This window comes from Pseudomonas sp. A1230, from assembly GCF_044218825.1.
Taxonomy (GTDB): Bacteria; Pseudomonadota; Gammaproteobacteria; order Pseudomonadales; family Pseudomonadaceae; genus Aquipseudomonas; species Aquipseudomonas iridis.
Genome location: NZ_CP162582.1, coordinates 2,770,300 through 2,796,213 on the forward strand (window position 1 = coordinate 2,770,300; position 25,914 = coordinate 2,796,213).

Annotated in this window: 20 protein-coding genes; 7 read left to right on the forward strand and 13 right to left on the reverse strand. The window is 58.2% G+C overall.

Annotation, left to right across the window (positions count from 1 at the left end; all coding sequences use genetic code 11):
- The first annotated feature begins 134 nt into the window (after window positions 1-134).
- On the forward strand, window positions 135-1,544 hold the full coding sequence (locus tag AB4P97_RS13035) for a type VI secretion system Vgr family protein (protein WP_395602792.1): 1,410 nt from the start codon (window positions 135-137) through the stop codon (window positions 1,542-1,544).
- 69 nt (window positions 1,545-1,613) lie between these two features.
- Here AB4P97_RS13035 and AB4P97_RS13040 read toward each other — a convergent pair whose 3' ends face one another.
- Both AB4P97_RS13040 and AB4P97_RS13045 read right to left on the reverse strand, forming a co-directional pair.
- Window positions 1,614-3,005: an FAD-dependent oxidoreductase gene (locus AB4P97_RS13040; protein ID WP_047302008.1), complete on the reverse strand. Its 1,392-nt coding sequence runs from the start codon at window positions 3,003-3,005 to the stop codon at window positions 1,614-1,616.
- Between the two features lie 73 nt (window positions 3,006-3,078).
- Complete coding sequence (locus AB4P97_RS13045) at window positions 3,079-4,404, reverse strand: MFS transporter (RefSeq protein ID WP_395602793.1); 1,326 nt, start codon at window positions 4,402-4,404, stop codon at window positions 3,079-3,081.
- A 269-nt stretch (window positions 4,405-4,673) separates the two neighbouring features.
- On the opposite strand from AB4P97_RS13045, the gene AB4P97_RS13050 reads away from it, so the two are divergent.
- On the forward strand, window positions 4,674-5,546 hold the full coding sequence (locus AB4P97_RS13050; RefSeq protein ID WP_115147298.1) for a LysR family transcriptional regulator: 873 nt from the start codon (window positions 4,674-4,676) through the stop codon (window positions 5,544-5,546).
- Between the two features lie 121 nt (window positions 5,547-5,667).
- On the opposite strand, the gene AB4P97_RS13055 is transcribed toward AB4P97_RS13050, so the two are convergent.
- Entirely contained in the window at window positions 5,668-6,528 is an 861-nt protein-coding gene (locus tag AB4P97_RS13055; protein ID WP_042559936.1) for a LysR substrate-binding domain-containing protein, read from the reverse strand.
- 112 nt (window positions 6,529-6,640) lie between these two features.
- Between AB4P97_RS13055 and AB4P97_RS13060 the strand changes: the two genes are divergently transcribed.
- Together AB4P97_RS13060 and phnX are read left to right on the forward strand one after the other, a co-directional pair.
- Window positions 6,641-7,750 carry a 2-aminoethylphosphonate--pyruvate transaminase gene (locus tag AB4P97_RS13060; RefSeq protein ID WP_042559937.1) on the forward strand — a complete coding sequence of 370 codons (1,110 nt, stop codon included), beginning with the start codon at window positions 6,641-6,643 and terminating at the stop codon, window positions 7,748-7,750.
- A 140-nt stretch (window positions 7,751-7,890) separates the two neighbouring features.
- On the forward strand, window positions 7,891-8,718 hold the full coding sequence (phnX, locus tag AB4P97_RS13065; RefSeq protein WP_047302014.1) for a phosphonoacetaldehyde hydrolase: 828 nt from the start codon (window positions 7,891-7,893) through the stop codon (window positions 8,716-8,718).
- Between the two features lie 111 nt (window positions 8,719-8,829).
- On the opposite strand, the gene AB4P97_RS13070 is transcribed toward phnX, so the two are convergent.
- The 3 genes from AB4P97_RS13070 to AB4P97_RS13080 all read right to left on the reverse strand — a co-directional run bounded on the left by AB4P97_RS13070 (window position 8,830) and on the right by AB4P97_RS13080 (window position 12,930).
- Complete coding sequence (locus AB4P97_RS13070) at window positions 8,830-9,465, reverse strand: hypothetical protein (RefSeq protein ID WP_395602794.1); 636 nt, start codon at window positions 9,463-9,465, stop codon at window positions 8,830-8,832.
- A 339-nt stretch (window positions 9,466-9,804) separates the two neighbouring features.
- On the reverse strand, window positions 9,805-10,725 hold the full coding sequence (locus AB4P97_RS13075) for a 1-aminocyclopropane-1-carboxylate deaminase/D-cysteine desulfhydrase (protein WP_395602943.1): 921 nt from the start codon (window positions 10,723-10,725) through the stop codon (window positions 9,805-9,807).
- A gap of 165 nt (window positions 10,726-10,890) precedes the next feature.
- Entirely contained in the window at window positions 10,891-12,930 is a 2,040-nt protein-coding gene (locus AB4P97_RS13080) for an FAD-dependent oxidoreductase (RefSeq protein WP_395602795.1), read from the reverse strand.
- Window positions 12,931-13,138: 208 nt separating this feature from the next.
- Between AB4P97_RS13080 and AB4P97_RS13085 the strand changes: the two genes are divergently transcribed.
- Together AB4P97_RS13085 and AB4P97_RS13090 are read left to right on the forward strand one after the other, a co-directional pair.
- Window positions 13,139-14,266 (forward strand): carbon-nitrogen hydrolase family protein, encoded by a 1,128-nt coding sequence (locus AB4P97_RS13085; RefSeq protein ID WP_115147294.1) that lies wholly within the window; start codon window positions 13,139-13,141, stop codon window positions 14,264-14,266.
- A gap of 3 nt (window positions 14,267-14,269) precedes the next feature.
- Entirely contained in the window at window positions 14,270-15,310 is a 1,041-nt protein-coding gene (locus AB4P97_RS13090; protein WP_042559942.1) for an AraC family transcriptional regulator, read from the forward strand.
- A 358-nt stretch (window positions 15,311-15,668) separates the two neighbouring features.
- On the opposite strand, the gene AB4P97_RS13095 is transcribed toward AB4P97_RS13090, so the two are convergent.
- The 7 genes from AB4P97_RS13095 to tig all read right to left on the reverse strand — a co-directional run bounded on the left by AB4P97_RS13095 (window position 15,669) and on the right by tig (window position 25,516).
- Complete coding sequence (locus tag AB4P97_RS13095; protein ID WP_395602796.1) at window positions 15,669-16,535, reverse strand: DUF2242 domain-containing protein; 867 nt, start codon at window positions 16,533-16,535, stop codon at window positions 15,669-15,671.
- Between the two features lie 465 nt (window positions 16,536-17,000).
- Window positions 17,001-18,872, reverse strand: coding sequence for a SurA N-terminal domain-containing protein (locus AB4P97_RS13100; protein WP_042559945.1), 1,872 nt, complete (start codon window positions 18,870-18,872; stop codon window positions 17,001-17,003).
- Between the two features lie 229 nt (window positions 18,873-19,101).
- Window positions 19,102-19,374, reverse strand: a complete 273-nt coding sequence (locus AB4P97_RS13105; protein WP_008077714.1) for an HU family DNA-binding protein — start codon at window positions 19,372-19,374, stop codon at window positions 19,102-19,104.
- A gap of 147 nt (window positions 19,375-19,521) precedes the next feature.
- Window positions 19,522-21,918, reverse strand: a complete 2,397-nt coding sequence (lon, locus tag AB4P97_RS13110) for an endopeptidase La (protein WP_042559946.1) — start codon at window positions 21,916-21,918, stop codon at window positions 19,522-19,524.
- Between the two features lie 162 nt (window positions 21,919-22,080).
- Entirely contained in the window at window positions 22,081-23,364 is a 1,284-nt protein-coding gene (clpX, locus tag AB4P97_RS13115; RefSeq protein WP_042559947.1) for an ATP-dependent Clp protease ATP-binding subunit ClpX, read from the reverse strand.
- Between the two features lie 113 nt (window positions 23,365-23,477).
- A complete protein-coding gene (gene clpP / locus AB4P97_RS13120) occupies window positions 23,478-24,113 on the reverse strand; it encodes an ATP-dependent Clp endopeptidase proteolytic subunit ClpP (RefSeq protein ID WP_042559948.1) in 636 nt (211 codons plus the stop codon).
- A 92-nt stretch (window positions 24,114-24,205) separates the two neighbouring features.
- A complete protein-coding gene (tig, locus tag AB4P97_RS13125) occupies window positions 24,206-25,516 on the reverse strand; it encodes a trigger factor (RefSeq protein ID WP_395602797.1) in 1,311 nt (436 codons plus the stop codon).
- A gap of 144 nt (window positions 25,517-25,660) precedes the next feature.
- On the opposite strand from tig, the gene AB4P97_RS13130 reads away from it, so the two are divergent.
- A complete protein-coding gene (locus tag AB4P97_RS13130) occupies window positions 25,661-25,873 on the forward strand; it encodes a hypothetical protein (RefSeq protein WP_042559950.1) in 213 nt (70 codons plus the stop codon).
- Window positions 25,874-25,914 lie beyond the last annotated feature (41 nt).

Sequence of the window (25,914 nt, forward strand, 5' to 3'; positions counted from 1 at the left end):
AAAAAAATCCAATGTTGAATCGACATCTTCGCCGGACCTTGTAGGGCGATTCTGAAAACCACCTTTGACATGACCATTCAGCGCTGCGGTTTCGTACCCTCTGAGGCCCGTATCGCCTGACAGAGCCTGTGCGAATGCTCAATGACAAGGAAAGTCCGTTTACCCTCACCCTGACCGACAGTGGATTATGCCTGCCGGTGGTGCGTTTCAATGGCGAGGAAGCGCTCAACCAACCCTACCGCTTCGACATCGAACTGATCGGCCTCGCCCCCGCCGTGACGCCGGGCACGCTGGTGCAGCAGCCGATATTTCTGCGTCTGGACGACCATCACGGCATTCACGGCATGATCGACAGTGCCAGTTGCGAACATCGCGGAGCGCACCGCATCGGTTATCGACTGATCGTGGTCCCGGCGCTGCAACGGATGGCGCAGCCGAGCAAACGGCGGGTGTTCGTGCAACTGAGCGTGCCGCAGATTCTTGAACGGTTGCTCGCTGAAAACGCCCTGCCGGCCGACAGCTACCGAATTGAAATGACCGTGGGTCAGTATCCGATGCGTCCATTTTGCGTGCAGTTCGAGGAAAGCGATCTGGCGCTGCTACACAGGCTTTGCGAAGAAGAAGGCATCCACTATCACTTCGAGCACAGCACCGACGGGCACGTTGTCGTGTTCGCCGATGACAGCCTGAGTCTGCCGCAAGAACCGTCACTGGTGCCGTTCATGGAGGATGAACAAGCGTCCTCGCCCTGTGTCAGCTCGTTGTACCAGCACCACCACGCCGCGCCCATCCCGACGCTGCATGCCGTGCGCAATCGAGGGCTACAGACTGCCGACGGGGATGCGGCCAATCAGCCCCCGTCAAAACCGTCACTGCCGATGCCTTCGCCGCAGCAACGACACAGTGAACAACGCAGTCGTCGCCATCTGGAACGACAACGTTGCCAACACCGGTCAATCAATGGCCGCAGTGACTGCATCGGTTTGTTCAGCGGGCACTTGTTGCAGGTGACGGAACATCCGATCAGCCAATTCAACGAACAATGGCGCATCACCCGCCTGCGCCATCACGGGCAACATCCATCGATTCTGGACCCGGCGGCGACGGTGCACCGTTACTACAACGATTTCACTGCCCAACCGTGGTCAACCGACTATCGCCCGCCACTTCAGCAACCGCGCCCGAGCATTGCGGGCTATCACCTGGCGCAAGTGCTGGGAACTCCGGGACAACCTGCGCGGCTTGATGCGCAAGGGCGGATCGCCGTCAGGTTGTGGCCATCGCAACCGCAATCGCCCCCCGTCGCCGACACCGACACCGAAGCCATCTGGCTACCCATCGCCATGACCCGGGCCAACGGTCGAATTGCGCCAGATGAATTGCCCAGCGTGGGCAGTGAAGTGTGGGTGAGTTTTCTCGACAGCGATCCGGACCGGCCGATCCTGTGCCTGGGCAACACACGCAATCCCACACCCCGCGAAACACCGTCCGCGACTAACAGCAGTCTGTTGCTCGACTGGCTGCTCAACGGTACCCACCTGTGACCTGAAACTCTGTAGGAGCTGGCGAAGGCAGCGCCTACAAGATAGGGGTGTTTTGCGGTCATGCGGTTGTCAGCCCTTGTCAGCCTTGCCTGCCGCCGCGGCAAATTTAGCCAGGCGCACGTCCAGATGCCGGGGCCGGTGGCCATGGTCTTCGGCGCGCTCCTTGCGGCGGATGGCGTTACGCACCATCAACGATCCCAGGTAGCGGATTGGCTCCGGCGGGAAATAACCCATCGGCCCGTTGACCAACGGCGAGCGCGTCCACGGATTGTCCAGCCCCTGCACCAGTGACGCCAGAATCTGCCCGCCCATGTGACACGGGCCGACGCCGCTGCCGGAATAGCCGAAACCGTAAAACACATTGCCACTGCTGCTCATCTGACCGAAGAACGGCAAACCGGTGACCGAGCGATCTGACGGGCCGTTCCAGGTCGCGTCGACTTTGACATCGGCAAACGCCGGGAAAAAATCGCCAAGGCTCGTTTTGAGCAGGTCCGCGTAAGGCGATGGCTGATCGAACACCGGCAACATCCGCCCGCCAAAAGCGAAGGTGTTACCGCCCTTGCCGAGCATGATCCGGCCATCCGGGGTGTTGTGGTAGTAGTGCACGAAAATTCGTGAATCGAGCACGGTGACCCCACTGGTCAAGCCGATTTCCTGCAACAGATCCGGACGCGGTTCGGTGATCAGCATGTCGCTGGAAACAATCGCCACACTGCGTTCGAATTGCGGGAAGGCGCGGGCCATCCACGCGTTCATCGCCAACACCACGCGGTCTGCCTGCACATTGCCGTTGGCCGTGCGAATGCGGGCTGGTCGGCCCTCCTCCAAACCGGTCATTGCCGTGTTTTCATGAATCTTCACGCCCAACTCCAGTGCTACACGGCGCAACCCGCGCACCAGTTTGCCGGGTTGCACACTGGCTGCTGCCGGCGAAAACCAGCCTTCCAGATGCTTGCTGGAACCGGCCATGCGCTGCACATCAGCCACCGGACGTTGAGTGAACGAGTTGATCCCGTTGCGCTCAAGCGCAGCGATTACCGCATCAGTCGAACCGACCTGCGCACGGTTGGTCGCGGTATAAAGCGTGCCATCGAGCCGGTAGTCGGCATCGACGCCGTACTGCTCGCAGAACTCGCCGATCGCATGAATGCTGCGTTCGGATTCCTTGACCAGACGCACCGCTTCCTCAACGCCGAACAAGCGCTCAAGCGTAAAATATTTGGCCGACCACGACAGCGCACACCCGCCGTTACGCCCACTGGCGCCGGCGCCGCAGATGTCGGCTTCGATCAGCAGCACATCGAGTTCGGGGTTTTGTTGCTTGAGCATGATCGCCGTCCACAACCCGGTGTAACCACCGCCGACGATGCACACGTCGGTGCGCACTTCGCCCTGCAGCGGCGGGCAGGTTTCGGAGGTGTCGGCCTGCAGGGCCTGCTCCAGCCAAAACGGTCTCATGGGTTTTCTCCAGTCAGTTGGCCACGACACAGCCTGCCGCGAACACCGCAGCAGGCCGCGAGGCAAAGGGGTTTCAGTTACGCAGAGGTTTGATCGTCAAGGGGCAGTTGGGGATGGACGCGCGCGGCTCCATGAAACCGACCGGACGGCTGTTCCAGTGCGGAATCAACACCAGCGCCGAGAACAGTGCGCAACCGGCGAAGACGATGAACACCGTCACCGTGTCGAAGTAGCCCGGCAGCAAGCCGCCAAGCACGGCGCCGACCGAGCCGCAGCCGTTGACGAATCCGGCGGCGGTGGCCCCGGCCTTGGCTTTGCCGAAATCGATGGCGGCCGCACCGCTGATCATCGAGTCGGGTCCGTACAGGGTCAGGCCCATGACAAACAGCAATGCCACAACCAGCAAAACACTGCCGCTCTGCAAGGCAGCCATGAACAGCGCCAGCGTCACCGTCAGCGCCAGCAGACTGATCACACAGGCTGGCATGCGCCGAGCGCCGAACAATTTGTCCGACGCCAGACCGATCATGATCGGCCCAAGCAGCCCGGCCAGCTCGAACGAAGTGGGGATGATCGCCGCACCCACCTTGCCGACGCTGGGCATCTGTTCAAACACGATCACCGGGCCCCACAGCAGGATCGCGTAACGCGCCGGTTTCAACATGAAATACGCCAGGCCCAGCACCAGCACCGTGCGATTACGCAGGATTTCCTTCAACGGCTCCCAAACGCTGAGCTTGCTGTTGGCTTCGGTCTCTTCGGCGCTTAACACAGGCTCCGGTTCCACCGCCGGCAGGCCGACATCTTCCGGTTTGTCGCGCTGGAAGATAAAGAACAACACCGCCACCACCGCCACCACTGCCGCGCTGGAGAAAAACGCGGCGTGCCAGCTGCCGACGAGCGTGTAAGCCCACCAACCGGCGAACGGCGACGCCACCAGCCCACCAAATGCGTAGCAAGAACTCCACAAGCCGAGCACTCGCCCGCGCTGCTTGGCCGGGAAGAAACTGCCGAGGTTTTTACACAACCCCGACCATCCCGTGGACTGCGCCAACCCTTGAATCAACATACAGGTGGCGAAGATCGGCAGCGTGGCGAAACTGCCCATCACCAGTGCCGCCGCCGCAGAAATCAGCAAGCCTCCGAACACAACAACCCTTGGGCCGAAGCGGTCAGCAAGCATGCCCCAGGTGAATTGCCCGATGGCGTATGCCGCCAGATAGATGGCATCGAGGTTGGCCATGGTCATTTTGTCGAGCATGAAATCTGGATCTTCGCCGATGCCCAGTTTGGCCACCGAGAATGCTTTGCGAGTGAAATAGAAAGCGGCGTACGCGAGCCATGTGATAGCAAAAATCTGCATGCGCCAACGCGCAATGGTGCCGATGTGCTTGTTCATTGTGGTTCTGACCTCAGGGTGTGAGTGTGCCGGCAGAATCGTTAAGTAAACGCCTGTGTTTTTTATTGTTGAGCACTGCGATATCACCCCATCCCTATGGCGATACCGGTCAGATGAGTCCTGCTGTTGCACGCACAGGCTCATGGCCAGCGCCGCTGTTCGATCGAGCAGTCGGCGGTGGCGTGAGCCGATCAAAGCAATTACTGTTTAATAAATAAAATCGATTTATCGTATTTCACACATAAGCTCAGCTTTTAACTGGAGCGACCATGTCAATTTCCCACGCCCAACTCAAAGCGTTCCACGCCGTGGCCGTGCATGGAAGCTTCACCAAAGCCGCTCAGCGTCTTTTTCTCACGCAACCGGCGATTTCCGACCAGGTGCGCAAACTCGAAGAACGCTTTGGGGTTTTGCTGTTTCATCGCAACAAACGTTCGGTACGCCTGACCGATCTGGGCGAACGCTTGCTCGCGATCACTCAGCGCCTGTTTGTGATTGAAGCGGAAGCACAGGAGTTATTGCAGGAATCCCAGGCGTTGCAGACTGGCAGCCTGATTCTGGCGGTGGATGCGCCGGTGCATGTGCTGCCGCAGATCGCGCGGTTCTGCGAGCGTTTCCCTGGCATCAACGTGAAAATCGAGACCGGTAACACCGATGAATCATTGTTTCGCCTGTTTAACTATCAGGCCGATCTGGCGTTGCTGGGGCGTGATGTCAGCGATGAACGCTTGTTGTGCGTACCGCTGCGCAACGATCCGATGGTGGCGTTTGTTTCGCGCAATCACCCGTGGGCCGAGCGCGAGTCGATCTGCCTGGCGGACCTGGATGACACGCCGCTGGTATTGCGCGAACACGGTTCGGTGACCCGGCAAACGCTTGAGGAGGAAATGGCTCGGGCGGGGTTTCGCATTCGTCCGGCGATTCAGGTCGAAGGCCGGGAAGCGGCGCGCGAGGCGGTGGTGGTGGGGATTGGTGTGGGCGTGGTTTCAGCGGCCGAGTTTGGCGCCGACTCAAGGGTTTGCGCGTTGCCGATCACCGACTGCACCCGACGCTTGACCGAAACTTTGGTGTGCTTGCGCGAACAGAGTTCGCGGCGGGTGGTGGCGACGTTTCTGGATATGGTTCGCGAAAGCCTTGTGTGAACGGCGCTGACCCAATCGCTGGCAAGCCAGCTCCCACAGGGTTTCAGCCTTTAACAAATTGTGCGTACACCAGAGAAACCTGTGGGAGCTGGCTTGCCAGCGATGAGGGCGCCAAGGTTTATCAGGCTGGCGCCAATCCAAAAAACGCCTGAATCAAGCGCAACTCCCGCCGCCGCTCCATGCAACCGATCATGTGCCGATTGACCAAGCCCTCCCCGACAATCGGAATCGCCACCACCCGTGGGTCGTGGCTGACTTCCACCGATGACACCACGCCAACGCCCAGCTGGGCCGCGACCGCCTCGGTCACCGCCTCGCGACTGTCCAGCTCCAGCAACACGCGCGGATGAATCGACGCCTGCGTGCAGGCCAGATCAAATGTGCGCCGGGTAATCGAACTCGGCTCACGCAGCACCATGATCACCTGATCCAGTTCCTTGAGTTTCACCTCTGTGGCGCGCGCTGCCCACGGATGCCCCGCCGGCACCAGTGCGCAAATCCGCGATTCGCTCAACGCTTGCAGATGCAGTCCCTTGCGCGGCTCGACTTCGGTCAGCACCGCGACGTCGGCGTGTTCCGACAATAACGCCGCCAGCGTTTCCTGGGCATTGCCCAAACGCAGATTCACCGTGATCCCCGGATAGCGCGCACGCAGACTGGCCAGCATCGGCATGACCATGTGCGGGCCGTCCGCCGCCACTTCCAGCCGCCCGGTCAACAACTGGCGGTTGGCCTCCAGCATGGTTTGCGCTTCTTCCGCCAAACCGAACATTGCGCGAGTGATCGCCGCCAGTTTGGTGCCTTCCTCAGTCAACTCGACCCGTCGCGCGGTGCGTCGCAACAACGTGATCTGGTAATGCTCCTCCAGTGCCTTGATGTGCCCGGTCACTGCCGGCTGGCTGATGAACAACCGTGCGGCGGCGCGGGTAAAGCTGCCCTCGCGCGCCACGGCATCGAAGGCGCGCAGCTGAAACAGGTTCATGAATAACTCTCGTTGATGGCTGGCATAACAACAAACAATTTGATTGATGCAACGGCAAATTGCAACTTAGGCCCCGTAGCTTCATCCCACAGCGCTATCCGAGGACACACGAATGAGTACCGCCGAACCCATCCTGCTCACTCCCGGCCCGTTGACCACTTCGGCCCGCACCCGCCAGGCGATGATGGTCGACTGGGGGTCATGGGATGACCGCTTCAATCAACTGACCGCCAGCCTCTGCGAGCAATTACTGGCGATTCTCAACGGCGCCGCGACCCACCACTGCGTGCCATTGCAAGGCAGCGGCACTTTCGCGGTCGAGGCAGCGATCGGCACGCTGGTGCCACGCGACGGCAAAATACTGGTGCTGATAAACGGCGCCTACGGCAAGCGACTGGCGAAAATCTGCGAAGTGCTGGGCCGCTCGTTCAGCACTTTCGAAACCGCTGAAGACGAACCGACCACCGCCGCCGACGTCGACCGTCTGTTGCGCGCCGACAGCACTATCACTCACGTCGCGCTGATCCACTGCGAAACCAGCACCGGCATTCTTAATCCGCTGGCGGAAATCGCTCACGTCGTCGAGCAACACGGCAAGCGCCTGATCATCGACGCCATGAGCTCCTTCGGCGCGCTGCCGGTGGATGCGCAGCAAGTGCCATTCGATGCGCTGATCGCCGCGTCAGGCAAGTGCCTGGAAGGCGTGCCGGGGATGGGTTTTGTCTTCGCACGCAAAGAGTCGTTGGCCGCAGCCGCCGGCAATTCGCACTCACTGGCGATGGACCTGTTCGACCAGCACGCCTACATGATGAAGACCGGGCAATGGCGCTTCACCCCACCGACCCACGTGGTCGCGGCGCTGCACGAAGCCCTGCTGCAATACAACGAAGAAGGTGGCCTGCCGGCGCGGCATGCGCGCTACGCCGCCAACTGCCAGGCGCTGATGGAAGAGATGGGCAAACTCGGTTTGCGCAGCTTTCTGCCAGCAGCGATTCAGGCGCCGATCATCGCAACGTTCCACGCGCCCAATGACCCGCGTTATCAGTTCAAGGATTTCTACGAACGGGTCAAGGCCAAGGGCTACATCCTCTATCCCGGCAAACTGACTCAGGTCGAAACCTTCCGCGTCGGCTGCATCGGTCATGTCAGCCCGGACCAAATGCGCCAGGCCGTGGCGGCGGTGGGCGAAGTATTGCGCGAGATGGAAGTGTTAGAAATCTAACCCCCCCTAATACCTATAGGAGCGAGCCTGCTCGCGAATGCGGTTGAACATTCAACCTTGATATCGACTGATCTGACGCCTTCGCGAGCGGGCTCGCTCCCACATTTGAATTGCATTGCCAACACAGGATTTTCAACATCATGAACTACACCAACCCAACCAAGCTGCAAGCCGCCATCCTCGACTGGGCCGGCACCGTGGTCGATTTCGGTTCCTTCGCCCCGACGCAGATCTTTGTCGAAGCCTTCGCCGAATTCGACGTTCAGGTTTCCATTGAAGAGGCCCGCGGCCCGATGGGCATGGGCAAGTGGGATCACATCCGCACCCTGTGCGATCAGCCGCAGGTGGCCGAACGTTACCGCAAAGCGTTCGGCCGCACGCCGACCGACGATGACGTGACCGCCATTTACGAGCGCTTCATGCCGCTACAAATCGAGAAAATCGCTGAACACTCGGCGCTGATTCCCGGTGCCCTGGACACCATCGCCAACCTGCGCCAGCAAGGCATCAAGATCGGCTCCTGCTCCGGCTACCCGAAACAGGTGATGGATAAAGTCGTCGAACTGGCCGCCACCAACGGCTACATCGCCGACCATGTGGTCGCCACCGACGAAGTGCCGAACGGCCGCCCTTGGCCAGCACAGGCGTTGGCCAACGTCATTGCGCTGGGCATCGACGACGTCGGCGCCTGCGTGAAGATCGACGACACCGTCCCGGGCATCCTCGAGGGTCGCCGCGCCGGAATGTGGACCGTGGCGCTGATCTGCTCGGGCAACGCGCTGGGCCTGGATTACGAGGGCTTCCGTGCCTTGGGCAGCGATGAACTGGCCAGCGAACGCGCGCGTATCCATGCGCTGTTCGAAAGCTCGCGTCCGCATTACATGATCGACACTATTAGCGATCTGCCGGAAGTGATTGCCGACATCAACAAACGTCTGGCCAACGGTGAAATGCCGCAATCCTGCTAACTTGCAATAAAAAAACACCGCCGACTTGAGAGCCAGTCGGCGGTGTTTCTGTTTTACTGATCGAGACGCAGAGCATCACGAAACTTTACAACATGGCCAACCCACAACTTATTACGAGACAAGGTTACCTTGCGCATCGTAGGTCAGGCCGTCCGGATACTTGATACTGCCATCAGGAAGTTGTTCTGTTCCATCTTCCCAAACAATGCGGCCATCCGGATGTTCGATCGTATTATCCGGCCAGATAATGCGGCCATCAGGAAACTCGACACGGCCGTCCTGGTGATGGATAACGCCATCGGGCCCCTCGAGTAGGTTCTTACTCGTATCAACCAGACTGCCATCGGGAAGGGACGCAGAGCCATCAGTATTGAGGATTCCGCCCAAACTGATAATAAGTGTCGCCAGAGCAACCGGATCAATATTGAAGTTGATGGTCGGCCAAGGCATGGGTGGCCTTTTCGTTACAACAGGCCCGACAGTGCCGCCGGTAATTACAGGTTTGGTGAGCGAGCCGGGCTTAACGGGCTTGACTGGCCCAATCGGCTTGACCGGCTTGACGATTGGTTTGAGTGGTTTAACAGGCTTGATGAGAGGCTTGACCGGCACTACAGGTTTGACCGGCACTGGCTTGCCCACTGGTTTCGGTTTGGAGACAGGTCGTTTGGCCATGGCCTTTTTAATAACATGAGCGTTTTTATTTTTATCAGAGAACATAAATAATCCACTTGAAAAATCAAACAACATTAACACCCCAAGCAATTACTTTTACCCGAGGACTTGCCCACACAATAAACAGCACGACATAACCAGGCAATCCGAAGTCAAATACAGAATATAAACAACAAGCCGTAACACCAACACTCAACCTTCAAATCCAAACTACAAAAACAATGAACAGCCATTAAATTCAGCCACTTCACGCATCGCCATAGAACACATCCAGATCGCACCAGTACATTGAACAAAACTCAGACCACTCAGCGCAAAAACGCGCCATCGGGTTGAGCCTAGGCGGGGGTGGTCCCGGCCGAGACACAGCAGCGGCGCTCTTTGGCCATCGATAGATCCCCTGCCCACAAAAGCTCAACTTACAAGAAGGTTGTGGGAGAACCCCCGCCGTCCCTGCAATCCACCTGTATGCACGAAGACCAAGCGTGTGCCGCTGGCGAATTTACCCGCCTCGACCTGCTGCTTGAGCGCCAGCAACGCCTTGCCGGTGTACAGCGGTTCCAACGGTACGCCGCTGTCCAGCTCGGTCTGTGCAATGAACGCCAGCAACGCCGAATCAACCTTGGCAAAACCGCCGCGACTGGCATCGATCAGCTCATAGTCAGCCTTGCGCCGGCCGGACTCCTGCAGGATCGACTCGACTTGCGCCGCCACGCCGTGATCCTCAGGCACCGCCAACGCGCCGTAAACCGGATGCGCCCCCGCCTCGGCGAGTGCCAGCCCGGCCAACGTCGTCCCGGTGCCGCAGGCCAGCCACCAACCGTGATAATCGTTCCAACCCAAATGGCTCAATTGCGCATCGGCCTGCGCCTTGATCGCGGCACAACCCAGCGCCCCGGCTAATCCGCCACCGCCCTCTGGCACCGCATGCAGAGTTGGATAACGCGCCTGCCACGGCTCCCAGAACCCCGGATCATGTCGCGCCCGATAACCGCCATAACCCAGCCAATGCAGGTGCATGCCGTACGCCTGCAGATCGGCGACAGTTGGCGTTTGTTGTGGATGACCGCGCAGCAGCCCCGCCGTTTTGAACCCTAGCCGTTTACCCGCCGCCGCCAGCGCGTGCAAATGATTGGAGTGCGCGCCGCCGAGACTGATGATGCCTTTGGCACCGTTGCGATCGGCGGCTTTCAGATGTTCAACGAGCTTGAACCACTTGTTACCGCTGATCAGTGGGTCGATTTGATCGAGGCGCAGGATGGCGACTTCAACATTGGCGGCGGTGAGCCAGTCGAGTTGCACGAGTTCAAGAGGAGCTTGCGCAGGCAAAAACATAAGCACCGCATGACCTGAAAAAGATCACAGTCTACCAGCCAAAAAAACCCTTGTAGGAGCTGCCGCAGGCTGCGATCTTTTGATCTTGTTCTTGAAAAACAAAGTCAAAAGATCGCAGCCTGCGGCAGCTCCTACAGGGGTTGGTCCGTTACCGATAGCGGTTGATCAGAGCTCTGCAGCCAGACGCGACCCTTGATTGATCGCACGCTTGGCATCCAGCTCCGCCGCCACATCAGCACCGCCGATCAGGTGCACGTTTTGCCCGGCCGCTACCAGGCCATCGTGCAGTTCACGCAAAGGGTCCTGCCCCGCGCAGATCACGATGTTGTCCACCGCCAGCAACTGTGGCTCGCCGGTTTCGCCGATGCGGATGTGCAGGCCTTCGTCGTCGATGCTCAGGTATTCAACACTGTTGAGCATCTGCACCTGCTTGTTCTTCAGCCCGGTACGGTGAATCCAGCCAGTGGTTTTGCCCAGACCGTCGCCGACCTTGGTTTTCTTGCGCTGCAAAAGGAACACTTCGCGAGCCGGCGCGTGCGGCGCAGGTTTGATCCCGGCCACGCCACCACGGGCTTCGAGTTTGGCGTCGATGCCCCACTCCTTCCAGAACGCGGCGCGATCCTGACTGGTGGCAATGCCTTCGTGAACGAGGAATTCCGAGACGTCGAAACCGATGCCGCCCGCACCAATTACCGCCACGCGTTTGCCAACCGGTTTGCGCTCGAGGATCACGTCGAGATAGCTCAGCACCTTGGCATTTTCCACGCCCGGAATCGCCGGAGTGCGCGGTGCAATACCCGTGGCGAGGATGATTTCGTCGTAACCGCCGTCAACCAGTTTCGCTACGTCGACGCGGGTGTTCAGGCACACCTCGACGTTAGTCGTTTGCAGCTTGCGGTTGAAGTAGCGCAGGGTTTCGAAAAACTCTTCTTTGCCCGGCACGCGTTTGGCGATGTTGAACTGGCCACCAATTTCGCTGGCAGAATCGAACAACGTCACCTGATGGCCACGCTCGGCAGCCACGGTCGCGGCGGACAACCCGGCAGGGCCGGCGCCAACCACGGCGATTTTCCTGATTTGCTGCACCGGCAGATAGTTAAGCTCGGTTTCATGGCAGGCACGCGGGTTGACCAGACAACTGGTGAGCTTGCCGCCGAAGGTGTGGTCGAGGCAGGCCTGGTTGCAGCCGATGCAGGTGTTGATCTCGTCAGCGCGACCTTCGGCAGCCTTGTTGACGAAGTCCGGATCGGCAAGAAACGGCCGCGCCATCGAGACCATGTCGGCATCGCCTTCGGCGAGTATCTGCTCGGCGATTTCCGGCGTGTTGATGCGGTTGGTGGTGATCAGCGGAATGCTCACCGAGCCACGCAGCTTGGCCGTGACCTTGCTGAATGCCGCACGCGGCACCTTGGTGGCGATGGTCGGAATACGCGCTTCGTGCCAGCCGATGCCGGTGTTGATGATGGTCGCCCCGGCCTGCTCGATGGCTTTGGCGAGGATGACGATCTCGTCCCAGGTGCTGCCACCTTCGACCAGATCAAGCATCGACAGACGGAAGATGATGATGAAATTGGGGCCGACCGCCTCACGGACGCGGCGCACGATTTCCACTGGCAGACGCATACGGTTTTCGTAGCTACCGCCCCAACGGTCGGTGCGATGGTTGGTGTGCGCGGCGAGGAACTGGTTAATGAAATAACCTTCCGAACCCATGATTTCCACGCCGTCGTACTCGGCGGTTTGCGCCAGCACCGAACAGGTGACGAAATCCCTGATCTGCTTCTCGATGCCCTCCTCGTCGAGCTCTTTTGGCTTGAACGGGTTGATCGGCGCCTGAATCGCACTCGGCGCGACTTGTTTCGGGCTGTAGGCATAACGGCCGGCATGGAGGATCTGCATGCAGATCTTGCCGCCCGCCTCGTGCACCGCGCGGGTGACGATACGGTGCTTGAGCGCTTCCTCCTCGGTGGTCAATTTGGCTGCACCGGAATACACACCGCCCTCGTCGTTCGGGCCGATCCCGCCAGTCACCATCAGGCCGACGCCGCCACGGGCACGTTCAGCGAAGTACGCTGCCATGCGCTCGAAGCCACCCGGCTTTTCTTCAAGACCGGTGTGCATCGAGCCCATCAGGGTGCGGTTGCGCAGCGTGGTGAATCCCAGGTCCAGCGGGGCCAACAGGTGCGGGTAATGAGCGGCGGTCATCGGTAACTCCACAACGAGCGATCACGGAAAAATTGCGGGAGCTCTGCGTCCCCCGTCAGTCATGTTCGACAGACTAAAAGTCGCATCGCTGTCACTCAATGACCGTAACTGACAAGTTAATGATCTAAATGCGCAGCGCCCCTTGGCAAGCCAGACCTTGGGCCCTACCCTAGTCGCCATACCCTGTACCCGGTCGTTGTTGGTTTTCATGCGCAAACTTTTGTACCTGTTTTTTTCCATGGCCCTCGTTGCCGTCCTCACCACCTACGCCATGTGGGCGGCAGACCGGCCTGCGGGGCATTACCTGTCGGACCTGCGCATCAAACTGGCGGTCGATCAGGGCACGCCCGCCGACCGAGGTAATCTGCTGGGCATCCAGCCGGAACTGTTCCCCACCGACTACCAAAGCCCCGCGCGCCTGCGTCGAAAACTCGCGGCGTACTTGCAGCAAGCGCAGGATCAAGGCTTGTTGAATGACAAGACCGTGGTGGTGTTGCCGGAACATGTCGGCACCTGGTTAATGATCAGCGGCGAAAAAGACGAGCTCTATCAAGCCCCCACCCTCGCCGAGGCGATGAATTGGCTGGCGGCGAGCAACCCATTGTTATTCGCCCGTGCCTGGCTGAGCGCCAAGGGCAAAGACCGTCTCGACGATGCTCACCTGCGCATGAAATCGCGCACCATGGCCAAGGACTACCAGGCGCTGTTCGGCGGCCTGGCCAAGGAATTTCACGTGACGCTGGTGGCCGGCTCAATCGTTCTGCCCGAGCCGAGCATCCGTGACGGTCAGCTCAAACCTGGCAGCGGTGCGCTGTACAACAGCAGCGTGGTCTTCGGTCGCGACGGTGCACCGCTCGGCCAGCCGCAGCGGCAACTGCACCCGGTGTTCAGCCAGCGTGATGTCATTCAGGCCAATGAAAAGACGATCAACGTTGTCGATACCCCGGCCGGGCGTCTTGGCGTACTCATCGGCAGCGACAGCTGGTATCCGGACAACTACCGCAAACTCGACGAACAAGGCGCGCAATTAATTGCCGTGCCGGCGCAGGTCTTCGGTCAGGGTGCATGGAATCAGCCATGGCGTGGCTACAAGAGTTCGAGTACACCAAGTTCCGTCAGTCTCAAGCCCGGCGAAGTCAGCGAAGGCCAGGCCTGGCATCGCCTGACCTTGACCGCGCAACCGCCCAGCAGCCATGCAGTGGCCGGTATAAGTGTGTTTCTGCGTGGGCAGTTCTGGGATAAATCAGGCGCAGGCCAAAGCTTCCTCAACAGCAACGGCCAGCAGTTCGCCGACGGTGAAGCCCGTGGCGCACGTATGCTGAATATCTGGTTGTAAGCGATGAAGCCGCTGCCGATGCGCCTTGGGGATCTGTCGGTGGGTTTCGTTCATAGCCTCGCCGATGCGGTTCGCAGTCACGGCGCCGACCCACAGCCGCTGCTCGAGCAATACGCACTGGATGCGGCAAGATTGGCCGAGGCCGGGGCACGACTGTCGATTCCGCGTTACATGCGATTGGGGCATGGCGCGATTCAATTGACCGGGGATCCGGCCCTCGGCCTGCGCATGGGCCAGCTCAGTCGCTTGAGCCAGGCGGGACTGGCCGGTGTCACCGCATCACAGGCGCCTACCGTACGTGAGGCCGCTCGCTGCCTGATCCGCTTCGAACCGTTGTACGGTTCCAATTACCGCGGCCAGTCGAGCTTTCACGAGGACGCCACTGGCGCATGGCTGCGTTTCTATTCGATCAGCCCGTACAACGCCTATAACCGTTTCGTGGTGGATTCGATCATCGCCGGCTGGCTGCATCAACTGTCCAGTGTCAGCCGCGAACCGCTGCGGGCTGAACGCGTTGAAATCGAATTCGATGCGCCCGATTATCGCGACGCTTACGCTGCCCTGGGTGATTGCCCGATCCAGTTCGGCGCCGAGCGCAACCAGTTGCGCCTGAACCTGGCCAGCCTCGCCCTGCGCAACCCCGAGCACTGCCCGAGCACTTGGCGGCATCTGCTGCAGCTGTGTGAAAGAGAGCTGGAGCAACTGACCCGTACTCGCAGCCTGCGCGAACGCATCACGCAACTGCTTGGGCCGTTATTGAATGGTGGCCGAGAACCCGACCTGGAAGAAGTGGCGGCACGCCTGAAGCTGCCGACATGGACCTTGCGACGCAAACTGACTGAGGAAGGCACGCAATTTCGCGCGATCCTCAACGACACTCGCCGTGATCTGGCGATGACCTACATCCGCGATACGGAACTGGCGTTCGGCGAAATCGCTTACCTGCTCGGCTTTGCTTCAGCCGAAGCATTCCAGCGAGCGTTCAAACGCTGGAGCGGCCAGACGCCGGGCGAATTCCGCCGCAGTCATCGTAAAACAGCCTGACACCTTAAAGCTCGGTAGCGTCTTCCGCCGGCTCTGGCGAATCCAGTTCGTAGGCCTGGTATTCGAGCAGTTCTTCCTGATAGTCATCCATCGCGTAATCCCCCTGCCGCTCTGTTGAATGGGCCTGAGCTAATGCCCAGTGCCTCGAGCATAACGTGCCCGTGTGAAGGAAAAGTGAAGCTTGGCCTTCATGAATAAAACGTAGCAGGCGGTCAGGAATTTATCGCGGGATTTTTGTCAGGGGAATGTAACGAGATATTCCTCTGTGGAGCTGCCGAAGGCTCGATCCTTGATGATTTCAAGATCAAAAGATCGCAGCCTTCGGCAGCTCCTACAGGGGACGAGTCGAGTCGTGGGATTATTGGCCGGAGGCTGGCATTGCCGGAATCGGCTCGGACGGCGGCGGAATGTCCGTGGGATTGGCCGGTGGCGTGATGGTTTCGGTAGCCGGCGCAGGCTCTGCACTGGGTGCCGGAGCAATCGGGGTCGACTCCGCAGGAGGCGCTACCGGCTCGGAACTGACCGGTGCCGGTTCAGCGGGCGCAGGCGCGGTCACGGCTGGCTCCGATGCTGGTAAAGGCGCTGTAACAGGCGCTGGAGCGGGCTCTGCGGCCGGCGTCAGGCTCGCGGGGGCCACTTTTGCCTCAGGCACGCCCAGATCCGTCTTCGGCTTTTCCTCGATATGTGCAGCTTTCTTGGTTTCTGCCGGCAGAAATTGTTCGACCAAGGTGAAGAAGCGCTCATAGAACTTCTGCGCCGTCACCGTCTCGCTGGCGACCTTGACCATCGAATCGTCCGACGAGCCGATCGGCATCGATACCGAGCCCAACACGCCGACACCGAGGCTGGCCGAGTTGTTGGTCTTCTTCAGCGCATAACGATCCTGCAAGGCATTGGCGAACATCGTCGCGTGGTGCCCAGCACTGCCGTCGTCGGCACAGACCACATTGAAGCTGATCTCCATGTGCGTATCGCCGGTTTGCTGAAAACTCTTGTGGCCACTGATCAGTTTCGAGTCGCTGCTGGTAATGATGTAGCCCTGACTCAGCAACGCACGACGCGCCGCTTCGCAACTGACAACGTCGGTCACGGGGTAATTACGCGAAAACGTACCGGAGTCATCGAAGCTCTCGTGCTCATACATCGGCTTGTCTTTCGCACAACCGGCAACACCGGCCAACAACAGCGCCAACCCGACAACACGCAGGGAAGTGGAAATCAACATTAAACATCCTGAGGGAAAACAGTCCGGGGCGTATTGTGCAACAGAACGCGCCCTCGCGGCGTAAGGATTAGTGTCTTGAAACGGTTACAAGCCTATCGACCCCAGATTGCGGAAAAAGGTCGCGCTGATAACTCAATGAAGGAAATCCAGCAAAATCCAGAATCAGTTCTCGGCTAAAAGCGACGACAACAACACCCCAAACCGAATGGTTAGTTACAGAAGAGAGCATCAGCAACCAATGCGTCGCCTATCGACCTGCCATCGCTGGCAAGCCAGGTCCCACACAGACTGCGTGCACTCCGACGATATTGGTCGGCGGTCAGGCTGGCTCCCACTGTTTTAATGTGCGCCCCACTCCCCCCAAGAGCGTGGTCGGCCAACAGACCGCCGAGGCGAAAAAGCAACACCCAGAAAAAAGCCCCGGCACACAGGCCGGGGCTTCTTGTACTACAGCTCAAACCACCATCAGAACTTCTTGATGTCAGCCTTGCTTTCCAACTGCTTGCGATACGCCGCAAAGTCCTGCTGACCTTCACGCGACGCAAGGAAGCGACGGTACTGAACCTTCTCTTCATCCGTCGGAGCAGCCGCTTCGTTCACGCCATTGAGGCGAACGATCACCAAACTGCCATCCGGCAACGTCACACTGGTGAACGTCGGCTTGTCCTTGGCAGCCGGTTTCGGCATGCGGAACAGTGCTTGCAGCACCGCCGGTTCAACACCTTCCTGACCACGTGTGGCCGCTCCGGTGGTTTTCCAGTCCTGACCGTCAACTGCTTTGTCCAGAGGAGCCTTGCCATCACGCAGATCAGCAATCAGCTTCTCGGCCTTGGTCTTGGCTGCAGCGCTGGCATGCTCTTTGGTCAACTGAGTGCGGATGGCCGCACTCACGCTTTCCAGAGGCAGTTGAGCAGGCTTCAAGTGCTCCTTGGCACGCAGCACGATCACAGTGTCCGGATCCAGCTCAATGGCGGTGCTATTGGCACTCTCATCGAGCACTTCGGTGCTGAATGCAGCAGTGACTACGGCACGGTTGGCCGTAACCCCTTCGCCACCTTCACGGCCGAATGGCTTGGAAGTGTGAACGGTCAGCTTCAAATCTGCTGCTGGCTGAGCGAGGTCAGACGCTTCAAACGCGGAGTCTTCCAGTTGCTTGGTCGCCTCGACGAAACGCTGCTCGACCTGCGCCGCTTTCAAATCGCGGGTCAGCTTGTCTTTCAGGCTGGCCAGGGACGGCACTTCAGGTGCTTCAACACCCAGCAGCTTGATCAGGTGGAAACCGAAATCGGTGCGAACCGGCTCGGAAACCTGATCTTTGGCCAGCGAGTACAGCGATTTTTCGAAGGCTGGGTCGTAGACACCAGGACCTGCGTAACCGAGGTCACCGCCATTGTTGGCCGAACCCGGATCCTGCGAGAACTCCTTGGCCAGCGCTTCGAATTTCTCGCCTTTGGCCAGACGCGCCTGGACTTCTTCGATCTTCGCTTTGGCTTGAGCTTCGGTGGTCTTGTCGTTCACTTCGATCAGGATGTGAGCCGCGCGACGCTGCTCCGACAGGTTGGCAATCTCTTTCTGATACGCCGCCTGCAGGTCTTCATCCTTGACAGTAACCTGGTCGAAGAACGAGGCCTTCTTCAGCTCCAGGTAATCGATGACGACTTGATCCGGAGTCATGAACTCCTTGGCGTGTTCGTCGTAGTAAGCCTTGACCTCATCGTCGGTTACTTTGACTGCAGCCGGATCGGCCTTGACGTTCAGGGTCGCGAAGTCACGGGTCTGTTTTTCCAGACGGGCGAAAGCCAGTACTTCGGCGTCGGTCACAAAGCCGCTGCCTGCAACGCCGGCGCGCAGTTGGCCGATCAGCATTTCCTGAGCCAGCATCTGGCGGAACTGCATACGGCTGTAACCCAGTTGACGGATCACCTGGTCGAAACGCTCGGAGCTGAACTTGCCGTCAACCTGAAATTCAGGCGTCAGCAGAATCACCTGATCAAGGGCACCTTCGGAGAAAGCAAATTTCGCTTCGTCCGCACCTTGCAGCAGCAGCTTGCGATCAATCAAACCCTTGAGGGCTGATTCGCGGAGCATTTTTTCATCGAGCAACGAAGCGTCGAAATCCTTGCCCAGCTGTTGCATCAGTTGACGGCGTTGCATATCAACGGCCTGGCTGAGCTCATTCTGGCTGATGTCTTCACCGTTGACCGTGGCCGCATTCTGGCTGTTGGTCGTAGCCTGGAAAATGGCCTCGACACCCGTGAACGCCATCAATACAACGATGATCCCGATAATAGTCTTGGCAATCCAGCCTTGTGAATTGTCCCTGATATTCTGCAGCATGCGTCCCCCAGAAACGGTTGAATTTCAATATTTAGGCAACCGTGGAGCGTGGGTAAAATCCGGATAGAAGAAAGGCGCATCCGAGGATGCGCCTTCTCGTAACTGGCGGAGCGGACAGGGCTCGAACCCTCGATCCCGGCGTTACAGGCAGCTGTTTCAGCGACCTGCTCTACCGCTCCGCTGCCAAGTCAGGCATAACCCCGACCCGGATGGGTAAAAACCTGAAAACTTAGTTAACCGCTTCTTTCAGTGCTTTACCGGCTTTGAAACCTGGTTTTTTAGCAGCAGCGATTTGCAGCGTCTTGCCGGTCTGTGGGTTACGACCAACGCGAGCTGGACGATCAGTTACGGAGAAAGTACCGAAACCAACCAGAACTACGGAGTCGCCAGCCTTGAGAGCGCCAGTGACGGATTCGATTACAGCGTCCAGCGCACGGCCAGCAGCAGCTTTCGGGATATCAGCGGATGCAGCGATAGCATCAATCAGTTCCGACTTGTTCACTCTAAGTCCCCTTATATCTATTTTGAGATGATTCTAAGTTTTTTGGTGAAAGCAAAAACGAGTGCTGGATGGCCTACAAACACTTAAGAGCCGCTTTATAACAAGGGCTCTAAAAAGCTGTCAAGGAAGCCACCCAGTCAAAAACGATTAATGCGTGCTAATTCTTTCCTTAGAGTCAGACTCACGTTTTTCATCCTTGGCAACTATCTCCGGAGCCACATCCGGCAAGGGCTCCGGCGCGTATTGCAGCGCAATTTGCAGGACCTCGTCAATCCATTTAACCGGTTTAATCTGCAGATCCTGCTTGATATTGTCAGGAATCTCCTTCAAATCGCGCACGTTCTCTTCCGGAATAATCACAATCTTGATTCCGCCGCGGTGTGCCGCCAGCAGTTTTTCCTTCAGACCGCCGATTGCCAGTACCTGACCACGCAGTGTGATTTCGCCCGTCATGGCGACATCAGCGCGCACCGGAATACCGGTCAGCGCAGACACCAATGCCGTGCACATGCCTACACCGGCGCTAGGACCATCCTTCGGGGTCGCCCCTTCCGGCATGTGAATGTGCGTGTCGCGCTTCTCGTGGAAGTCCAGAGGAATGCCCAGGCTCTTGGCACGGCTGCGCACAACGGTCAGGGCAGCAGTGATCGATTCGACCATTACATCGCCCAGCGAGCCCGTCTTGATCAACTGACCTTTGCCCGGTACGACAGCGGCTTCGATAGTCAACAGTTCGCCGCCAACCTGCGTCCAGGCAAGGCCGGTGACCTGACCGATCTGATCCTGCTGCTCGGCCAGGCCATAGCGGAATTTGCGCACACCGAGGAAGTGCTCCAGCAGCTCAGCTGTCACTTTCACCGAGAAGCGTTTTTCCATCGCATGCTCTTTCACCGCCTTGCGGCAGACCTTGGCGATCTGACGTTCGAGGCCACGAACACCGGCTTCACGGGTGTAGTAACGAATAATGTCGCGGATTGCTTCGGCGTCGAATTCCAGTTCGCCTTTCTTCAGACCGTTGGCGGTGATCTGCTTAGGCGACAGGTATTTGACCGCGATGTTGATCTTCTCGTCTTCGGTGTAGCCCGGCAGACGGATGACTTCCATCCGGTCGAGCAGCGCCGGCGGGATGTTCATCGAGTTCGAGGTGCACAGGAACATCACATCCGAAAGGTCGTAATCGACTTCCAGATAGTGGTCGTTGAAGTTGTGGTTCTGCTCCGGATCGAGCACTTCCAGCAAAGCAGATGCCGGATCGCCACGCATGTCGCTGCCCATTTTGTCGATTTCATCGAGCAGGAACAGCGGGTTACGGACGCCCACCTTTGTCATTTTTTGAATCAATCTTCCCGGCATCGAACCGATGTAAGTCCGGCGGTGACCGCGAATTTCCGCTTCATCACGCACGCCACCCAAGGCCATGCGCACGAATTTGCGGTTGGTGGCATGAGCAATCGACTCTGCCAACGAGGTTTTACCCACACCAGGAGGACCAACCAGGCACAACACCGGGCCACGGATTTTTTTCACGCGTTTTTGCACGGCGAGGTATTCAAGGATACGCTCCTTGACCTCTTCGAGGCCGTAGTGATCGGCATCGAGAATGTCTTCTGCGCGAGCCAGGTCCAGACGCACCTTGCTCTGCGCCTTCCACGGCACCTGCACCAGCCAGTCGATGTACGAGCGCACCACGGTGGCCTCGGCGGACATCGGCGACATTTGCTTGAGCTTGTTCAGCTCGGCAGTGGCTTTGGTCAAGGCGTCCTTCGGCAGACCCGCAGCGTCGATACGCTTTTTCAGGTCTTCGATTTCGTTGTGGCCTTCATCGCTGTCACCCAGTTCTTTCTGAATGGCCTTCATCTGCTCATTCAGGTAGTACTCGCGCTGACTGCGCTCCATCTGCTTTTTGACGCGACCACGAATGCGTTTTTCGACTTGCAGCAGATCGATCTCGGCGTCCAGCAATGCCAGGACGTGCTCGACCCGTGCCGACAAATCGATAATTTCGAGAATTTCCTGCTTCTGCTCGATCTTCAGCGCCATGTGGGCAGCCATGGTGTCGACCAGGCGGCCCGGCTCATCGATGCTGTTGAGCGAAGACAGGACTTCAGCCGGGACTTTTTTGCCCAGCTGTACATATTGTTCGAACTGCGAAAGCAGCGTGCGCACGAACACTTCGGATTCGCGCTCGACAGCCTCGACTTCTTCGATCAGCGAGACTTCGGCACGGCAGTGCCCGTCGACCTCACTGAAGCGTTCAACGGTACCGCGCTGCTCACCCTCGACCAGCACCTTGACGGTGCCGTCAGGCAGCTTGAGCAGCTGCAGAACGGTAGCGATGGTACCTACGCGATAGAGAGCGTCTTCACCGGGATCATCATCAGCCGGGTTTCTCTGGGCCAGCAACAGAATCTGCTTGTCGCCCGTCATCGCAGCTTCGAGGGCTTCGATGGATTTCTCGCGCCCCACGAACAGCGGGATAACCATGTGCGGATAAACCACGACATCACGCAATGGCAAGAGAGGCAATTCGATGGTTGTCTTCATGATTTCGCCTCTACGGCGGCCATATGGCCGTAATCAGATGGAATTAAGCTTGAAACCAAGATGGGGGCTGTCTTGAAAAAAAACAAGCGCAAAGCGGATGTAAAAAACGACATAAAAAAAAGAGGCCCGAAGGCCCCTTCTTTATTCCGGCAGAGTGGACGCTTATGCGTCCGGCGCTGCCTTGGCAGTCGGCTCACTGTTTTCGTAGATATACAGTGGCTTGGACTTGCCTTCGATCACACTTTCATCGATCACGACTTTGCTCACCTCAGACTGCGAGGGGATTTCATACATCGTGTCGAGCAGCACACCTTCGAGAATCGAACGCAGGCCACGAGCACCGGTTTTACGTTCCAGGGCACGTTTAGCGACTGATTTCAGTGCATCGGCACGGAATTCCAGATCGACGCCTTCCATCTCGAACAGCTTGGCATACTGTTTGGTCAGAGCATTTTTCGGCTCGGTGAGGATCTGCATCAGCGCAGCCTCATCCAGTTCGTCCAGCGTCGCGAGGACCGGCAGACGACCGACGAACTCCGGGATCAGACCGAACTTGACCAGATCGTCAGGCTCGACTTCACGCAGGGATTCACCGACTTTCTTGCCTTCTTCCTTGCTGCGCACTTCTGCGTTGAAACCGATGCCACCCTTGGTGGAACGGTTCTGGATGACCTTCTCGAGACCCGAGAAAGCGCCACCGCAGATGAACAGGATATTACGGGTGTCGACCTGCAGGAATTCCTGCTGCGGATGCTTGCGGCCACCTTGCGGCGGTACGGAAGCGACCGTGCCTTCGATCAACTTGAGCAAGGCCTGCTGCACGCCTTCACCGGAAACGTCCCGGGTGATCGACGGGTTGTCGGACTTGCGGGAAATCTTGTCGATTTCGTCGATATAGACAATACCCATCTGGGCTTTCTCTACGTCGTAATCGCACTTCTGCAGCAGTTTCTGAATGATGTTCTCGACATCTTCACCCACGTAACCGGCCTCGGTGAGGGTGGTGGCGTCGGCGATCGTGAACGGAACGTTCAGCAAGCGGGCCAGTGTTTCGGCCAGCAGGGTTTTACCGGAGCCTGTCGGGCCGATCAGCAGGATGTTGCTCTTGCCGAGTTCGACGTCGTCAGCCTTTTTGTCACGCTGGTTAAGGCGCTTGTAGTGGTTGTACACCGCTACGGCCAGAACCTTTTTTGCACGCTCCTGACCAATGACGTACTGGTCAAGGATGCCGCTGATTTCTTTAGGCGAAGGCAATTTATGCGCGCTGCTTTCGGCCTGGGCTTCCTGCACCTCCTCGCGGATGATGTCATTGCACAGGTCGACGCACTCGTCGCAGATAAAGACCGAGGGGCCGGCAATCAATTTGCGCACTTCATGCTGGCTTTTGCCACAGAAGGAGCAATAGAGCAGCTTGCCGTTGTCCTCGCCGTTGCGGGTGTCAGTCATTCGTTCGATCCAAATCCGATAGGCTTGCAACACAAGATGAAGGCTATTGCGGGCTTTTTCAAGCCCGCCGCTGATCAGACCAGCCGACCAAGCCTATTTTGAGCTGCTTATTTTTACGCTGGGCGCTGGTTGATCACTTCGTCGATCAAGCCATATGCCTTCGCAGCTTCTGCACTCATGAAGTTATCGCGGTTGGTATCGCGCTCGATTTCTTCCAGAGTGTGACCGCTGTGCTTGGCCATCAACGTGTTCAGACGTTCGCGGATGAAGAGGATTTCCTTGGCATGGATTTCGATATCCGATGCCTGGCCCTGGAAACCGCCCAGTGGCTGGTGAATCATCACACGCGAGTTCGGCAGGCAGAAACGCTTGCCTGGAGCACCTGCGGTCAGCAGGAATGCGCCCATGCTGCAGGCCTGGCCGATGCAAGTGGTCGATACGTTGGGTTTGATGAACTGCATGGTGTCGTAGATCGACATGCCCGCTGTCACCGAACCGCCCGGGGAGTTGATATAGAGATGGATGTCCTTGTCCGGGTTTTCCGCTTCAAGGAACAGCAGTTGCGCGCAAATCAGGTTGGCCATGTAGTCCTCTACCGGACCAACCAGAAAGATCACTCGCTCCTTGAGCAGGCGCGAGTAGATGTCATAGGCGCGTTCGCCACGAGCAGATTGCTCGACAACCATCGGAACCAGGCCGCCTGCGGCCTGGATATCAGAGTTCTGCTGAATATACGAATTACGGAACATGCTCTGCAGTCACTCCCAAATAGTTATGTCTTGAATACGCATAAGCCAGCTCGAGAGCTGGCTTATGTGAGCACTTCTTAACGCAAAAACAATCAGTCGGCTGTTGGAGCTTCTACCGGCTTGACCGCTTCTTCGTAAGAGACCGATTTGTCGGTCACCCTAGCTTTCTGCAGAACAGTATCCACAACTTGCTCTTCCAGCACAACCGAACGAACTTCGTTCAGTTGCTGGTCGTTCTTGTAGTACCAGGACACAACCTGCTCAGGTTCCTGGTAAGCAGAAGCCATTTCCTGAATCATTTCGCGTACGCGGGCTTCGTCAGGCTTGAGGTCGAACTGCTTGACCACTTCAGCCACGATCAGGCCCAGCACGACGCGGCGCTTGGCTTGCTCTTCGAACAGCTCGGCCGGCAGTTGGTCAGGTTTGATGTTGCCACCGAACTGCTGAACAGCCTGCACGCGCAGACGGTCGACTTCGTTGGACAGCAGAGCCTTTGGCACTTCAATCGGGTTGGTGGCCAGCAGACCGTCCATTACCTGATTCTTGACCTTGGATTTGATCGCCTGACGCAGTTCACGCTCCATGTTCTTGCGAACTTCAGTGCGGAAACCGTCGATACCGCTTTCCTTGATGCCGAATTGAGCGAAGAACTCTTCGTTCAGCTCAGGCAGCTTTGGCTCGGAAACGGTGTTTACAGTCACGGTGAACTCGGCGGTTTTGCCAGCCAGGTCCAGGTTCTGATAGTCCTCTGGGAAGGTCAGGTTCAGAACGCGCTCTTCGCCCGCCTTAGCGCCAACCAGGCCATCTTCGAAGCCCGGGATCATGCGGCCGGAACCCAGCACAAGCTGAGTGCCCTTGGCGGAGCCGCCAGCGAACACTTCGCCGTCGACCTTGCCAACGAAATCGATGTTCAGCTGGTCTTCGTTCTGGGCAGCGCGATCGGCCACTTCAAAACGGGTGTTCTGCTTGCGCAGGATGTCGAGCATTTTGTCCAGGTCAGCGTCAGCCACGTCAGCGCTCAGGCGCTCAACGGTGATACCTTCGAAACCAGCAACGGTGAACTCAGGGAACACTTCGAATACGGCAACGTATTCCAGATCCTTGCCAGCTTCGAGCGACTTTGGCTCGATTGCAGGCGAACCAGCCGGGTTCAGCTTCTGCTCGACCACAGCTTCGTAGAAGGAGGACTGGATGACATCACCAACAGCTTCCTGACGAGCATCAGCACCGAAACGGCGCTTGATTTCGCTCATTGGCACTTTGCCTGGACGGAAGCCAGCAATCTTGGCCTTTTGGGCAGTCTGCTGCAGACGCTTGTTGACCTGGCTCTCAATACGCTCAGCCGGCACGGTGACGCTCATGCGGCGCTCAAGAGCAGTAGTATTTTCAACAGAAACTTGCATGGATATTCCTCGTTGCACAGACGTTAGCCGGCCGTTTCCGACCCCAGAATCAAGGGCATGCATTCTAGTGGGTCAAACTCAAGAAGTCACCCTACTGAAAACGGGTAAAAAAACAGCAGGCAATTTATAGGAGCCGATGCACGGATGCGTCGCGCCCCCGAGGCGAATACAACCAATCACGCCAGGGCTCTGCGCCGACCTCTTCTATATATAGAAGCGGCGACCAATCATTCCCTGACGGCCGACCTTGCAAGCAAGCTCGACGAGCAGCACAGCATCATCGAGCAACATAAATTCGACGAAGCGCCCTGCTCTTGCGACTCGAAAGCGGCAATCGCCGACTTTTCAAATCGCTAAAACAAAAAAGGCGCCAGACTGTTAAATCTGGCGCCTTTCGA